This window comes from Bacillus sp. 17RED48 (assembly GCF_019837545.1).
In the GTDB taxonomy this organism is placed as follows: Bacteria; Bacillota; Bacilli; order Bacillales; family Bacillaceae_G; genus Bacillus_A; species Bacillus_A wiedmannii.
In genome coordinates this window covers 116342-132214 of the sequence record NZ_JADAXG010000007.1, presented here as the reverse complement: position 1 = coordinate 132214, position 15873 = coordinate 116342, and the positions used below count along the sequence as shown (strand labels likewise).

15 protein-coding genes and 1 riboswitch are annotated in these 15873 nt (G+C 31.6%); of the genes, 4 read left to right on the top strand and 11 right to left on the bottom strand.

Annotated features, from left to right (window positions below; all coding sequences use genetic code 11):
• Window positions 1-8 precede the first annotated feature (8 nt).
• Complete coding sequence (locus tag ILT06_RS23740) at window positions 9-347, bottom strand: IDEAL domain-containing protein (RefSeq protein ID WP_222655596.1); 339 nt, start codon at window positions 345-347, stop codon at window positions 9-11.
• A 13-nt stretch (window positions 348-360) separates the two neighbouring features.
• Window positions 361-822 carry a hypothetical protein gene (locus ILT06_RS23735; protein WP_064475369.1) on the bottom strand — a complete coding sequence of 154 codons (462 nt, stop codon included), beginning with the start codon at window positions 820-822 and terminating at the stop codon, window positions 361-363.
• A 235-nt stretch (window positions 823-1057) separates the two neighbouring features.
• On the opposite strand from ILT06_RS23735, the gene ILT06_RS33170 reads away from it, so the two are divergent.
• The 3 genes from ILT06_RS33170 to ILT06_RS23725 all read left to right on the top strand — a co-directional run bounded on the left by ILT06_RS33170 (window position 1058) and on the right by ILT06_RS23725 (window position 3562).
• Complete coding sequence (locus tag ILT06_RS33170) at window positions 1058-1699, top strand: Arm DNA-binding domain-containing protein (RefSeq protein ID WP_371410186.1); 642 nt, start codon at window positions 1058-1060, stop codon at window positions 1697-1699.
• On the top strand, window positions 1626-2168 hold the full coding sequence (locus tag ILT06_RS33165; RefSeq protein ID WP_374453487.1) for a site-specific integrase: 543 nt from the start codon (window positions 1626-1628) through the stop codon (window positions 2166-2168). The genes ILT06_RS33170 and ILT06_RS33165 overlap by 74 nt, the downstream gene beginning before the upstream one ends.
• A gap of 125 nt (window positions 2169-2293) precedes the next feature.
• Entirely contained in the window at window positions 2294-3562 is a 1269-nt protein-coding gene (locus ILT06_RS23725) for a sensor histidine kinase (protein WP_064475368.1), read from the top strand.
• 92 nt (window positions 3563-3654) lie between these two features.
• On the opposite strand, the gene ILT06_RS23720 is transcribed toward ILT06_RS23725, so the two are convergent.
• The 4 genes from ILT06_RS23720 to ILT06_RS23705 form a co-directional block, all read right to left on the bottom strand.
• Entirely contained in the window at window positions 3655-3762 is a 108-nt protein-coding gene (locus tag ILT06_RS23720) for a YjcZ family sporulation protein (RefSeq protein ID WP_000120182.1), read from the bottom strand.
• A 135-nt stretch (window positions 3763-3897) separates the two neighbouring features.
• Window positions 3898-4698 (bottom strand): energy-coupling factor transporter transmembrane component T family protein, encoded by an 801-nt coding sequence (locus ILT06_RS23715; protein WP_064475367.1) that lies wholly within the window; start codon window positions 4696-4698, stop codon window positions 3898-3900.
• Complete coding sequence (locus ILT06_RS23710; protein WP_222655595.1) at window positions 4691-6394, bottom strand: ABC transporter ATP-binding protein; 1704 nt, start codon at window positions 6392-6394, stop codon at window positions 4691-4693. Before ILT06_RS23710 ends, ILT06_RS23715 begins: the two co-directional genes overlap by 8 nt.
• 10 nt (window positions 6395-6404) lie before the next feature.
• Window positions 6405-6953, bottom strand: a complete 549-nt coding sequence (locus tag ILT06_RS23705) for an ECF-type riboflavin transporter substrate-binding protein (protein WP_001038206.1) — start codon at window positions 6951-6953, stop codon at window positions 6405-6407.
• Window positions 6954-7092: 139 nt separating this feature from the next.
• Window positions 7093-7208, bottom strand: a riboswitch (SAM riboswitch).
• Between the two features lie 153 nt (window positions 7209-7361).
• Here ILT06_RS23705 and ILT06_RS23700 point away from each other — a divergent pair.
• On the top strand, window positions 7362-8042 hold the full coding sequence (locus tag ILT06_RS23700; protein ID WP_064475365.1) for an aspartate/glutamate racemase family protein: 681 nt from the start codon (window positions 7362-7364) through the stop codon (window positions 8040-8042).
• Between the two features lie 49 nt (window positions 8043-8091).
• Here the strand turns inward: ILT06_RS23700 and ILT06_RS23695 are convergent, their stop codons facing one another.
• The 5 genes from ILT06_RS23695 to ILT06_RS23675 all read right to left on the bottom strand — a co-directional run bounded on the left by ILT06_RS23695 (window position 8092) and on the right by ILT06_RS23675 (window position 15809).
• Window positions 8092-9270, bottom strand: coding sequence for a macrolide family glycosyltransferase (locus ILT06_RS23695; protein ID WP_064475364.1), 1179 nt, complete (start codon window positions 9268-9270; stop codon window positions 8092-8094).
• A gap of 338 nt (window positions 9271-9608) precedes the next feature.
• Window positions 9609-11735, bottom strand: coding sequence for a peptidoglycan D,D-transpeptidase FtsI family protein (locus tag ILT06_RS23690; protein ID WP_064475363.1), 2127 nt, complete (start codon window positions 11733-11735; stop codon window positions 9609-9611).
• A 222-nt stretch (window positions 11736-11957) separates the two neighbouring features.
• Window positions 11958-13745 carry a PAS domain-containing sensor histidine kinase gene (locus ILT06_RS23685; protein WP_064475362.1) on the bottom strand — a complete coding sequence of 596 codons (1788 nt, stop codon included), beginning with the start codon at window positions 13743-13745 and terminating at the stop codon, window positions 11958-11960.
• A gap of 456 nt (window positions 13746-14201) precedes the next feature.
• Window positions 14202-15053: a Cof-type HAD-IIB family hydrolase gene (locus ILT06_RS23680; protein WP_064475361.1), complete on the bottom strand. Its 852-nt coding sequence runs from the start codon at window positions 15051-15053 to the stop codon at window positions 14202-14204.
• A 177-nt stretch (window positions 15054-15230) separates the two neighbouring features.
• Window positions 15231-15809, bottom strand: a complete 579-nt coding sequence (locus ILT06_RS23675) for a cysteine dioxygenase family protein (protein WP_064475360.1) — start codon at window positions 15807-15809, stop codon at window positions 15231-15233.
• Window positions 15810-15873 lie beyond the last annotated feature (64 nt).

Here is a 15873-nt window from a genome sequence, read left to right as displayed (position 1 = left end):
CCTTCCCCTTAATTTGCAATTAACTTATGGAACAATTCTTCGTTTCTTGTGTCTAATGCATGGTCGATGAGGTTATATTTAATTAACTGATCAATTTCATCATGATCTTCCCCGTCGATATGTGTTTCAAGTGAACAGTCACCATCTTCAAGTACTTCCATGTATAAAGGCTCCTTGTATTTACCTTTGAAATTGATTTGAATATAAATTGGAACATCGTTCGCATTGAAATGGTTATATGCAGCTATTCCTTCCGTACCAGTTAGATTCGGTTTATAAAATGCGAACGTGTTGCCTCCTGAAAATCCTGCTGAAATCTCAATATATACAAATAAAAAAGCACTCATAATGAGCGCTTTTTTACAAATTATAACCTATCCATTTTTGTCCTAAAGATGTATTAATTAAATACCAAGCTTGTTTTACTGTAACGTTTTGATTAGCAACATAACCTACTGGTTGAGAGCCCGGATCATTACGTATTGCCACTTTTCCGTCTACATATAAACGTCCCACACCTGCATCAAAATCACGCCATAGTGAAACTTCCCATTGATTGAATCCCATCCATTTTTCCCCTAAAGATGTATTAACAATAAACCATGGTTGCTTTATTGTTACATATTGATTAGCTACATACCCTACTACTGTTGGATCACTTGGACTATTGAATAGTGGCTTTTTACCATAAATATAGTTCTGTAGTACTCCGACATAAGTTACAATTCTTGCATCAGAATTCCCCGCTGCCATAGCTGGTGTAGAACCAATAGCCGTAAATGCTAATGCTAGTGCGAAAAATACTGCTAATAACTTTTTCATCTTTCTTCCTCCCCCTTGAATCGCTTTATAATTCCATCGATTATATTACCGAATTTTCTGTATATTGCAAAGATGAAATTAGTATTATCTGACAATCATACCCTATAACTGAATTTGTTCATATATGGTAAAATGTATCTATCGCTGATATGTCCAAACATGTAATTTTCATAGCAGCAAAATTACAACTAGACTTATACAACATGATTCAAAACAAAATGAAGGAGTGTATTAAGTGAAAGGACATATTCGAAAAAGAGGAAATAATTACTGTATCATTATTGATATCGATCCTGATCCAGAGGCAGGAAAAAGAAGACAGAAGTGGTTTTCTGGTTATAAGACAAAAAAAGAAGCCGAAAAAGATGTGGCGAAAAAGATTACGGAGTTAAATGAAGGGATTTTTGTGGAGCCGTCTAAGCTTACTTTAAAAGACTATCTGGTTCAGTGGTTAGAAATTAAAAGGATGAGTTTAGAAAGAAATAGCTACGTTTCTTATTATAACAATGTAACCCATCATGTTATACCGAGTATAGGAATGATTGCACTTCATAAATTAAATGTTATGGACATTCAAAAATGCTATAAATCAGCATTAGATACTGGTATTTCAAATAATTCCTTAATCCAATTGCATCGAGTACTAAAAACAGCTTTGAATCTAGCAGTAAAACAAAATATTATTTCTAGAAATCCCGCTCAATTTGTTGAGTTACCCAAAAAAAGAAAAAAGCCCCATCCAGACTTGGACGGAGGAAGAAGTAAAAAGATTTCTATTACATTCACAAGACTCACGATATCACATTGCTTACTTATTAGTAATTACTACAGGGATGCGTCTTGGAGAAGTTTTAGGTTTACGTTGGCAGGATGTTGATTTTGAAAATCATACAGTTACCATCAATCAAACTGTTGGTGGTGATGATAAAATTAAAAACACCGCGAAAACAAGTGCATCAAACCGTACAATCCCTGTTCCTGTAGAAACAATAGAAGCAGCAAAAAAACATCGAATTCAAATTAATAAAGAGAAATTACGAATGGGTTCTGCTTATCAAGATTTTAATTTAATTAATTGTAATAAATCTGGTGAGGTTTTATACAGAAATACTTTCAGGTTAAAATTTTATAAAGAAATAAAAAATGCAGCAGTGAAAAAATTTAAAATTCATGATTTAAGACATACACACGCAACTTTATTATTGAAACAAGGAGTTAATCCTAAAATTATCAGTGAGAGATTAGGTCATACAGATATTTCATTAACGCTTAGAATTTATTCTCATGTTTTACCGAATATGCAAGAAGAAGCAGTAAAAAATTTTGGTAAAAGTATCTTTGGTTAGCTAATGTTTGCAATTTGCAATAAAAATCCAAACAAAACCTTTATTATCAAGGTTCGTTCAGCTTAATACATGTTATCATGTATAATACATATAAAATGGAAATTCAAAATAACGAGGAAAATATTATGAACTTTGTTTATATTAATCAAAACGTATTAAATAATCTTCTTTACATTTTAAGTAGTATATTTATTTTTTATTTTATATATGATAGCGGACGCTATTTAAAGAAATATAAAAAACTACTTATTATCCTTTGTACGAGTATCCCTCTTATTTTATGTATGCGCTATCCAATCTATATGGATGAAAATTGTATTCATGATTTAAGACAAATACCAGTTATAATAGGCACACTTTATGGTGGCTTCCCTGTTGGTATCATTTTGTTTGCTATTTTATTAATTACAAGATTTTCATTTTATGGATTTAGTATGTTAACAATAATAGTTTATGGCACAATGTTTATCGTTACAGCATTCGCATCCGCAAAATTTAATAAGTATAATAGAAAAATTAAAGTAGCTTATGGAATGTTTTTAACATTTTTTCTAGCAATATTTACAACTGTAATTGTATTAACTTTATCAGATTTTGAAGTGAATAATTTGTACATTATTTATTTCATAATATTACCAACCATTTTGATGTTGTTTGTCATTTATTTTAATGAAGTTTTAAAAGATGCAGTATGTATGCGATCGAAGATCATTAAAATGGAAAAAATGGAGATTGTCAGCCAACTTGCTGCTAGTATATCGCACGAAGTAAGAAATCCCTTAACTGTCGTAAAAGGATTTACTCAACTTTTAAAAACACCTAATTTAACTCCAGAATCAAGAGACGAGTATATTGAACATATACTTGAAGAATTACATCGTGCACAAGGAATTATTGATGATTATTTAACGTTTGCCAAACCTGCTTCAGAAAAATCAGATCATATTTCAGTAGAACAAGAATTGAACCGAGTTATTAATATGATCTTACCATTATGTAATATGAATACAATACATATTACAAAAGATTTTTCCACGGCAACAATTGTAGGCAATAAACAGCACTTTCAACAATGTTTTTTAAACTTAATAAAAAATGGGATTGAAGCAATGCCTAATGGTGGTACTTTACATATCTCCTCATCTATTAGTAATAATAAAGTTATTATTCTAATTGAGGATAGCGGAATTGGTATGTCACAAGAGCAAGTAAATCGATTTGGTGAACCATATTTTAGTACAAAAACAAAAGGTACAGGTTTAGGTACAATGGTTGCTGTTAAGATCATTGAAACGATGCAAGGTAGTTTGAAAATCCGAAGCGTTATTAATAAAGGTACAACTTTGACAATTACATTGCCGAAATGTAATATGAACTCATCTGAAAACAAATAAAAAAGGAGCATAATTGCTCCTTTTTTATTTGTTTCGATACATAAGTATCTTCTATGTTTTTTAAGTTTACATTTGTGGAGACTAATTAGAAATTAGTACCCTCCGCCCCAGCAGCTGCATCCAACGATAATTAATAAAATAAATAACACAACTAATAACGCGAAACCTCCACCAAAACCACAAGAACCACCGTAACTCATATTTTCTCCTCCTTTTGGTTTGAAAACTAATAGGTAGTTGATCATTTTAACTGGTTCGTATTATACATTATGTAAATATCCCTTTTTTGAGCATGTCCACATAAAAATAAGTAAAAGCACTCATTTAAGAGCGCTTTAAAATGGATACCAAAAGTTTTGAAATACATGTAACTTTAAATACACTGCAACAATTAAAATAAAAACACCTACAAATAAAGCAATGAAATCCCCGCTTTTCGCTTTATTTGTATAAAACCAAGTTCGTGTATTCTTCTTTCCAAATCCTCTTAAATCCATTGCATTTGAAACTGTATCGATTCTATCTAGTGAATGAATAATTAAAGGCCAAAAAATTAAGACACGGTTTTTCATACGAATCCATAAACTTGCTTCTCCTTTTTCAAAAGCTACTCCTCTCGCCTCTTGCGCATGTTTAATAACTTTATATTCGGACTGAATATCAGGTATGTAACGTAATGCAATATTTATTGCATATGTAATCTTATAATGAATTCGAAATTTACTTAAGCTACTCACAAATTTGCTTGGATCAGTCGTATATATAAAAATAAGTGTAAATGGTAATAACGTAAAATATTTTAATGAAAGTGTAGCTGCATAAAATAATGTTTCATATGTAATTGTTGCATATCCGATATGTAAAAACGAAGTATATGATTCGGTTAATTCAGATCCATGAGTTGGTGTAATAAATAAAATCATGACAGAATTTAATAAACTAAATGTAAATATAACAGTAAAAACAATGCAAATTTTACGAAATGGAATTTTAGCAATAAATAGTCCGATACATCCAATTATAAATATAAATAGCAATATACGAAAATCGAAAAACAAAAAAGTAAGTGTCATACAAAAAATAAATAACAACAATTTCACTGCTCCATCCATGCGATGAAAATATGTACTATACACCTTCCTCCCTCCTAATATCCTCAAAATAATGTTCCATAAACCTTTCAGAATATGAAATTCCACTAAATTTAACTAGTTTGAATAAAGAACTTTCCCTTAGGTTCGCCCTTTGTAGCGTTTCTGTATCCCCTAATACAATGGGCGCGGAATTATTCGCAATAATTTCCCCTTCATCTAGAACAATCGCTCTGTCTGCATATTCTAAAGCGAGATTCATATCATGTGTAATAAAAATAAAAGATATTCCCTGTACAGCTAGTTTTCTAATAAACGACATAAACTGTTTATAATGATAATAATCTTGTCCCGCTGTCGGTTCATCTAATATGATAAGTTTCGGATTTGCTATTAGTACAGATGCAATCGTTACTCTCTTCTTTTGTCCATAACTTAATGCCTGAATTGGCCAATTTCGAAGTGGATACAAACCACAAAGTTTTAATGTTTCTTCTGCTCTAAGCTTAATTTCTTCCTTTGAAACCTTTTTTAATTTTAATGAAAATGAAACCTCTTCTATAACAGTAGGTTGTGTAATCATATGATTTGGATTTTGCATCACATAAGATATAATCTCTCCACGTTTACGAATAGACCAAGAATTGATATTTACTTCATCAAATACAATCCTATCATTTTTTGTTTTGTTTATGCCTATAAGACTATGAGCTAATGTTGATTTACCGGCTCCATTATGGCCCAAAAGTGCTACAATTTCGCCTTCATATATGGAGAAATTTACATTGTCCAATACTTTTTGTTTATTAGGATAGGAGAATGACAAATTCTCTACTTTCAATAATTCTTTTTTTGTAAGAGTACCTTTACAAGAAACTTGCTTCTCCATCCACTCATTTATTATGCTACGAACACTTTCCCTTTGAAGATTTTGAAGTGGGTAGTATATTACGTCCTGATTGCTATCAAACTGTAATTTCTTTAATACTTCTATGTACATAGGCTCTCTTAAGCCGATAGATGGTAAAATATTTGACGCTAAAATTTCTTCTGGTGTCCCTATTGCAACAATTTCTCCTTCATCCATTAAAATGATTTTATCTAAATCCAGGTTTAACATTTCTTCTATTCGATGTTCAATAATTACAATTGTTTTATTATATTGTTTATGTATACCTTTAATAAGTTCTATCGTATGTAAACTACTTGCTGAATCTAAATTTGCTAACGGTTCATCGAACAATAATATATCAGCATTTGTTGTTAACAAACCTGCTAAAGAAACAGTTTGTTTTTGCCCTCCCGATAATTCATGTGGACTTTGTTTATGAAAATCATGCATCTTTACTTTTTTTAATGAGTCCGAAACAATCTTTTTCATATCATCTTGAACCACACATTCATTTTCTAAATAAAAAGCTACATCCTCTTCTACTGTAAGACCAATAAATTGAGCATCTTGATCTTGCAAAATTGTTCCTACCTGTTTACTCTGTTCAAAAACACTCTCTTTCCTCGGGTCTTTTCCGGCAATTAAAATATTACCAGTACTAATCCCTTCATAAGAAAACGGGATTAGCCCATTTATACAATGAGCTAACGTTGACTTCCCTGAACCACTTCGTCCAGCAATTAGTACTTTTTCTCCAGGGTATATATGAAATGTAATGTTTTTTACAGTAGGCTGCGCAGCATGTTCATATTGAAAGCTGAATTGTTCAAAAGAAATGATTGGTTTCATGTTAACATCCCTACTTTTCAATTTTTAAATGTGTGTGTTTCTTATTAGATTTAGCTAGGCCTATTGTAATTGGCAATCCAAGAACTAGAAATACAATAACATCAGCAATTGTTGCTCCTAATACTTGTATAACAATTTTGTCAAATGGTTCTCCCATCACAATAACATCAAATGCCCCAGCAAATATAATAGCGATGACAATACCAATTAACCCAGTAATGGCTAAATAAGAAATATCCCGCTTATTATACGTCCCGTTTTTCACACTAAAGCTAACTCTTTTTTGAATGAGTCCCATTGCAAAGCCGATAATGCCTGAACTAATAACCCACCCCCACCAAATACCCCATCCAGCGATTGTATCTGTTACGGTATGACCGATAAGTCCTATTAAAAGTCCTGCCACTGGACCAAATAACGCTCCAAAAACGGTTAAAATAGCTAATGCAGGTTTAATAAATGTATTTGGTGCAATAGAAAATCCCCAAAGTCCTAATATCCCGTATAATGCTGCTCCAATTCCGATTGCTACTACTAACTTTGTTGATAATTTGTTCATTACAATTCCCCTCCTATATTAGTCAACTTTTATTACTCTATATTTATTTTGAAAATGAATTATGCATCAACACTCCCTTTCTATACAACAAAAAATGACCTCTTACATAAGAGGTCATTTTCTTTCACGTTCAAGAATCCTCTTATCTTCCAAAAAACACATTGTGTCCTCTGCGGAATTAGCACCTTCCTATAAAGTTATATAGGGGTTGCTGAGGTTTCATAGGGCCGTTCCCTCCACCTCTCTGGATAAGTATTAATTTGTAATTCGTATTATGGCACTAACAAGTATAAATTTCAACACTTTTCTAATTATTTTTATTTTTTGTTTAACGGTACATTTAAATCATTGTATTCTTATCGGAATTATGAAATAATAAATTCAAAATAGTTACGGGAGGAATGTACGATGAAAGTAATCGGTTTAATTGGTGGACTAAGTTGGGAATCTACATCGTTATACTATAAACATATTAATACACTTACACTCTCTCAACATGATCAAAATGCAAAGCTTGTTTTATATAGCATGGACTTTGGTGAAGTAACTACTTTATTACAAAATCATCAATACGAAGAAGTGAAAAACGAATTAGTCACAGTTGCAAAAAAGGTTGAAAAATCCGGAGCTGATTGTTTATTAATGTGTTCCAATACGGTCCATTTATTTGCTGAAGAAGTAGAAAATGCAATATCTATTCCACTTCTTCACATTGGTGATGTAAGTGCTAAAGAAATGGTAGAACAGAATATAAAGCGTATCGGACTATTGGGTACGAAACAAACGATGGAACAAGACTTCTATAAATCACGTCTAGCAAATTTTAATATTGAGACAATCATCCCAAATGAAGAGGAAAGAAATTTTATTCATCATGTTATTTTAAATGAATTAAGTAAAGGAATTATTTCAGAAACATCAAAAGAAAAACTTTTACAAATTACAAACTCATTAATTCAAAACGGCGCAGAAGGTATATTGCTAGGATGCACTGAAATACCATTGCTCATTTCCCAAAACGACCTTACTGTACCTGTTTTTGATACCGCGCTTTTACATGCAAATACTGCTGTGCAGTTTGCAGTATAATAATATAAAAGCATAAAGGTTAATCCTCTATGCTTTTATATTGTCCAAACTATTTATTTAAAAGAGATTTTATAACTGCAATTGCTTCTTTAGTACCACCACATTCTAAAAAACTATCATTCAGTTTTCGTATACCATGTTTATACTTTTCATTTGAAAGAACGTCTGTTACCGCTTCATTTAAAGTTTGCACATTAACATGTTCTTTCAATAATCGATGTGCTGCTTCAAGTTCAGTTAATCTTTGTGCTATCATTGGCTGGTCTTTATCGTGTGGAATTATAACAAATGGGACATTAAAATAAATAGCATCGTGTACGCTGTTCATGCCACCATGTGTAATAAAAACATCTGCTTCACTTAATATTTCTGATTGGGGTACGTATGAAGCAATTATAAAATTGTCTGGCGCTTTCTTAATTTTAGAACGATCATTTCTATCACCAATTGCCATTACAACTATTCCATCAAAATCAGAGAAAGTATCAATGCACGTATTAAAGAATGGTTCGAGCCCCTCAAGCAGTGTTCCCATTGAAATATATATAACTTTCTTACCTTTAAGCAATTCAAATGGAAACTCTACATTTGTTTTACGCTTTGAAATACTAGGACCAATAAAAATGTTATTTCTTCCAAATAAATCGCTATTAGGTTGAAAATAGCGACTTGTGTACACAAGAGTAATATCTCCCTTGTTATGCATAAATTGAAGATTATTTTTAAGCTTTACTCCAAATTCATGTTCCATTTGACGTAGTAAATTTCCAGAAAACTCATCGGGTCGGAATTGTATTTCTGCATTTGGATGAAAAGGTAAAGTCTCCAAAAATTCTGGAGGAATTAAAAATATAGGAGAAGAAAGTACGCCTGGAATTTGTAAATACTCCTTTACTAACTCTCCAGCACCAAATATATCGTAAATTACGAAATCAAAATTGATGCTCTCACATAATTGTTTCGTAATTTCTAATATATATAAAGAAGTTTGAACATGTACATGAAAGAAAGAATTCCGCCCATGTGAGGTTTCAGTATCAATAGAAATCTCCTTTAATAAATCTGGATGAGTATATACAGTTGCTCCCAAATCTTCAATTCTGCTTTTAAAGTGTTCTGTTGTAATATAATGTACGTGATCACCCCGTTCAGTAAAAGCTTTGACTAAACGTAATGTAGGATTTACATGTCCCTCTGCTGGAAAATTAACCACTAAAATATTTAGCACTTATTTCTCACTCCTTACATTTCAATACTCTTATTAATCATACTGTAATTATTACCGTCCATCTTCCCCTAATAGTCCTAATATACTTACTACTTTAGATTGATAAATAATTGTCAGTTAATAAATTAAAAAAGGCATCTACATAAGTAGATGCCTAACCGTGATAAGGAGTGTTCTGTGAGGTTAGAATAAGCTTTTCAGCTTGTCCTATGCTATCAATATATGTTTTATTTTATAAAGTGTGCATAGTTGATAGAATGATTTTATCCTTCTCTATCATCCATTTTGAATCTATTCATAAATAAGACGACTCTAGTTTCTATAACATTTCATATGTTTTAACCTTCTTGAGAGCTATCTATTTTTGTAGTTTCTCCAGTCAATCGCTTATTTTTTAATTCAAAATAAGCATCTAAAACTTCTTTTCCAATATCAGAGTTAATACCAGATTTATCATTAATAACCCACGGCACAACTACAGAGAATGCTACTTCAGGATTATCATACGGCGCATATCCTGCTAACGTTAAATTATAACATTCTCTTCGCTCACCTTTTTCATTTCTTCCAATATCACTTTCTCCACCGTATACTGTCTGTGCTGTCCCTGTTTTACCTGCTGGCTTATAAGATGCTTTTTGGAACGCCCTTACTCCTGTTCCATCACCTTCCTGGAATACCCTTCTAAATCCTTCTTTTACTTGATTTATATATTCCTCTTTCATATCTATCTTATTTAAAACGATTGGTTCTACTGCATGCACCACTTTACCAATCTCATCTTTTTGCGACGTTTGCTCTCTTACCTCTTGAACAATTTGTGGCTTCATTCGATATCCACCGTTTGCGATTGTTGAAATATACTGTACAAGCTGAAGTGGCGTATAGGTGTCATACTGACCAATTGAGTAGTCTAGTAAGAAGCCAGGTTGATTATCTTTTTTACCAATTTGTCCAGCTGTTTCATTCGGTAAATCAATACCCGTTGGAACACCTAATCCAAATTGCCTGAAATAATACCTCATTTTATCAAAGTACTCCTGTTTAATATTCAATGAACTATTTTTTACATAATCTACACCTGCAATTTTTAATGCTGTATTAAACATATAAACGTTTGAAGAGACTTGTAACGCTCTTAAATCATCAATATTTCCAAACTCTTTCCAAGACTTTTTTTCCTTAGTTCCTTTAAACTTCATAGGTGCATCATAAAAATAAGTACCTGGTGTTATAGCGTTCGTTTCAAATCCAGTTAAAACTGTCGCACCTTTAACTGTTGATCCAAGCTCATAAGAACTAGTCATTGTGCCTAATGCATAGTCTTCAACTTCTGTTTTTCCGTCTTTTTCTACAAGTCTTTTCCCGGCCATGGATAATACTTGTCCGTTTTTCGGATTCATCATCACAACGAAAGCACGGTCCAACATGGATTCTGACCCTTTATATGCCTTTAATATTTTTTCAATACTTTCTTCTACTTTCTTCTGTAATTCCATATCTATTGTTAAAGTTAAATTCTTACCGCTTTTTCCCTCAGAAACGGTTTCCGTTCTAATTGTATTACCTTGTTTATCTGCAACGCTTCTTACTTCTTTTTTTGTACCATGAAGTACATCTTCATATTGCTGCTCGATATAACTTTTTCCAACCCTATCATTTCGGCTATAATCACGTACCAAGTAGTAATCTAATCGTTCGCTTGGTAATCCTTCATCGGAATTAGAAACATTTCCAAGAACAGATCGGAATAATCCATCATTTACGTACACTCTCTCCCAATCCACCGATACGTCTACACCTGGGAGATTCGCTAAACCTTCACTAATTATAGTAAATTCCTTTTCACTAACATCTTTTTTAATAATTTGAGGGGCCATTTGATAACCAGAAGTCATCTTACTTTTAATAGCTAACACTTTTATATCTTTCTCTGTTAATTCCTGAAGATTTTTATCTGTAACCCGTTTTCTTTTTAACTCTTCTATTTTTTTATCTAGCTTCTTGCCGCTAATATCCTTTTCTCTAAATGTATCTATTTCTTTTTTCGATACTAGATTTTCAGCCAGTTTCGGATTTAATTGCATCCAAAAATCTTTCTTATCTGTCTCATTTAACTTATCTATATCTTCTTGCGGCATTTCAATTATGTCTACAAGTTGTCTTGCGGTTTTTAATATATCTTCTGATTTTACACCTTTCATCTTTGTGTACGTGATCGTGCGTAAAGATGTATTATCAACAACTGGATTCCCTTCTCGATCAAATATTTTTCCACGTGGGACAGATAGACTCACAGTTGCATTTTCTCTCTTTTCTACTTCATTTTTATAAGTCTCTCCATCGAAAATTTGTACTTTACCTAACTGTATAATCATTGCAGAAAATAATAAAAATACACAAAGAAATAAAATATTTAACCGCGTCGGTATTGCTCTACCACTTTTTTTCTCATGCTTTGTCACCTTGTCATAATCTCCTCCTTACAGAATTCCTAATAATAATTGAATCTATATATTAAAAGTAATGCACATTTTCTATACAGTACTTTGCACAAATATTAATATACTGATAAAAACTTAATAAAAATTAAAACAAAGGTTAAGAAAAGGTAAAGTTTACTAAATTAAATATAAAAATCCCCAATAACCGAAAGCTTAACTTTTGGTTATTGGGGATTTAGTAATTTAAGAGTTAATAATTGGACGTATTGATTCGAATCTATCATCATAATTTGATAGAGATTTTTCACTCTGAGCTTTCGGCAAGTAAATCGTTACTGTTGTCCCGACTCCAACTTCACTCATAATACTTATATTCCCTTGATGACTTTCAATGATTTTATAACTTAACATTAATCCGATACCGGTACCTTTTTCTTTTGTACTATAAAAAGGCTCACCTAATCTCTTAATTCTATCTTCAGGTATCCCTATTCCTTCATCAATTACATGAATAATGACACCTTCATCGTTTATCTCTTTAATATGAATTGTAATTTTCCCGCCATTTGGCATAGCTTCGATTGAATTTTGCAAAATATTAATAAACACTTGTTTCAATTGATTTTCTGAGCATTCAATGCTTATGTCTTTGGTGTCTGCATATAGTTCCACTTGAATATTCGTCATAATTGCTTTTGTATTCATTAACGATACGACATTATTATAAATTTGATAAATATTTTTTTGTTCTGTATTTATCTCATCTGTTTTAGCAATTGATAAAAACTCTTGAAGAATCGCTTCTATTCTTTCAATTTCAGAAAGCATTAAATCAAAATATTTTTCTTGATCTTCTTTATTAATTTGAAATAACTGTATAAACCCTTTAATGACAGTTAATGGGTTCCTCACTTCATGAGCCACACCAGCTGCTAATTGACCAATTGCTGCAAGTGTATCTGATTTATTTAGCAATTCTTCTGTCTTTTTCCGTTCTGTAATATCGCGTACAATGATCATAATTTTATCTTGTAATAATGGTAAGCATCTAGCTTCAAAGAAATCGATACTCCTATTAATTGTAAGTGGATATTCAACAATTACATTCGTTCCTTTTTCCTTCACTTGATGAATTGCTTCCTGAAACTGCTGTGCTACTGGAGATGGTAATACTTCGAAAAACTTTTTTCCCATAAAAGCTTGTGCCGGTACATAAAATTTCGAAGGGGATCCTGCTTTATAATCTATAATTGTGCCATCATCTTCTGTTAAGAAACATAAATCTGGTAAAGCCTTAAAAATTAATTCCAATTCAGACGTTTGTTGTTTTAACTGCTCTTCTATCGCTTTTAAATGTGTAATATCTACTCCGACAGCCCAGTAGCTATATCCTGTTACAGGAAACTGTTCTGATATATTGGACCACATGATTGTTTTGATTTCACCATTTTTACATGTTAAGTGCATTTCCCAATCCCTGAAATTTTTTCCGCAAGTTAAAAATTTCGTTTGTATTTGGTGACGATAATTATGATCTGGGTACAATAATTGAAGGGCATTTGGATTTCCTATTATTTCTTCAGCGGTATAACCTGTTACAATTTCACACTCCCGATTCCACAAAACAAAATCTCCATTATAATCAAGCGCATCAACCATAACAGGCATGTTTTGTAAAATTGTATGCAGTTCCTCCTCTTTTCGAGAAAGTAACGTTGTATTTTTACTTTGAAATACTTTTGTCGCCCCATCTATAATTAGATTTGAAAGCATTTCAAAGTATTTTTGACAATTGAAAATGTCAATTTTGTTTGACCATACTACAAAAGATCCTAAATGTTGATTGTATAAAAAAATGGGGATTTCAATTTTGGGAAGTTTACATATTTTCATCTCATTTATTCCAAAAGAAAATATACATTCTTTTTCAGCATCAAGAAGTTGATGTGATATGTTGGTTAATTTGTAAAACTGTTCTGCCATGGTTTCTATTGTACTCACATCAATAAGTTCCATTAGCCGCGCATTCATTCCTTTTTCACCTCAATATGTAAAATTAATACAAATTCAAAATTTATACTTCTCCATTATACGAAGAATGTGCCTTTAGGTATATAGCTGCAGAATAATTATTCGAACAAATTTTATTTTTCAATTAAAAAAGAGAAGAATTTACGTATAAAATGAAACTTTAATCATTATGTATTCCATCAAACACCAATTTTAATTTGACAAGCAACCAATAACGCGCCCTCATGCATAGATTTAACTATGACAATAGCATTATTCATATCGCTTGTAGTAGTATAAAAATACAAAAAATATAAAGTTCATAAAATTTTCACAATTAATATGAAAAATATAAACATTTATTCCAATATATTCTATATAATAAAATGTAATAAGGCTTCTATGAATCTCATAGAATACCTTACCCCTAATAAAAAGAAAAAAAGAATCTATTTGGATTCTTTTTTTCTTTTTATATTACATTACATATTTATATAAAGCATGTGCAACACCGTGTTCTTCATTTGATAAGGTTTCGTATTGACACATCGCTTTTATTTCTTCCACAGCATTCCCCATTGCAATTGATATGTTCGCTTTTTCCATCATGGAAACATCGTTTAGCCCATCACCAATCGCTACAGTATTTTCGACTGGAATATTCAGGTGTTCTGCTAAAGTATATAATCCATTTCCTTTTTGAGCATCTCGATGATTAATCTCTAAATTATGCCAATATGAAGATGTAATTGCTAAATCAGTATTATGCAGAAACGTTTCTTTTAATTTTTTTAATTTTTCTATGTCATAAGAAAATGGTAAAAGTTTATGCACATGTATATCTGTTTCTACAATCGGTTTACAACTTTCTGCACTATGAAACGCTGTATGCTCCAGGTATAAAGCTGCGATAGTTTCTAATTCTTTCAAGTCGAAATTTTCTTTTGAATTTTTCACATACTCGATTTCATTACGTACACTCTCTACTCCATAATCCGGTACGTACACACCTTTATTAGTATAAAGCTGATAATATAAGCCATTCTCTTCAAGATAATTCACAATCTCAAGTGCTTGCATATTTTGAATTGGATATCTCTTCATCATTTTATTATCTTTATATATAAGCGCACCATTTTCCGCAATAATTGGACACTCTAAATTAACTTCTAACAACAATCTTTCAATGTCAACGATAGAACGTCCTGTACAAATTGCTACAACATGACCCGCTTCCTGACATTTTCGAATTGCTTCTGCATTCTCTTTACTAATCATTTTATTCCCCGAAAGAAGAGTTCCATCTAAATCAATTGCGATTAATTTCATTATTTCTTCACCACTTTCTATATATACACGAATTTATATTGAACGAAAGGTATCGTTTTCATACTGATTTCGTGAAGTACCCTTTATTTATAATTTATGAAAAGCGTTTCAGGTCAAGAAATAATTAAAAATAAAATCAAAAGCTTTTCTTTTTAAAGAAAAGCTTTTGATTTTAAACTATGAACTATAACTAATATATTTTGTCTCACACATATACACATTTTTTTCTTCAGTTGGAACATATACTTTAAACTTTTCTAAACGTTTTCCGTAAATATGTATAGTGATGACGCTTTCATTTTCTTCTATTTCAAGAATATGACAATCAGTTGGTGGAATGACTTTATCTGTTTCACCTTCTCCCAAATAAAGATTTCCTGTATGCCTTAAATAAACAAGTGAATTTTCAAGCTGCTTAGTTTGTATAAAGTTCTGCACCATTATTCTTCCTGTAAAAACGCCTTCTACTCCCCATGTGCCATCGTGATCATGTAAAGGTGTAGATTGACCATCTTTCCATACAAGAGCTAATACTTCAAAACGCTTTAAAGGATCTTCATATAGCAAGTGTCGTGCATATTGAGTCGAATTCACCTTCTGTTTCTCTAACGGAAGCCATCTTTTCTTTTCTAATAGTTTTCCTAGTAATTTTTCAATTGCACAAACCATTTTCTCTTCGGATAAATTACTATCTATTAAATCGGTTACAGCTTTAATAAATACTTGAAACGTTTTGCTTCCATTACACGTTAACATAAGTATCCTCCTCTACTCTTCTTTCACACACTTCCATACTATAAAACACACTAGAATTTTACAA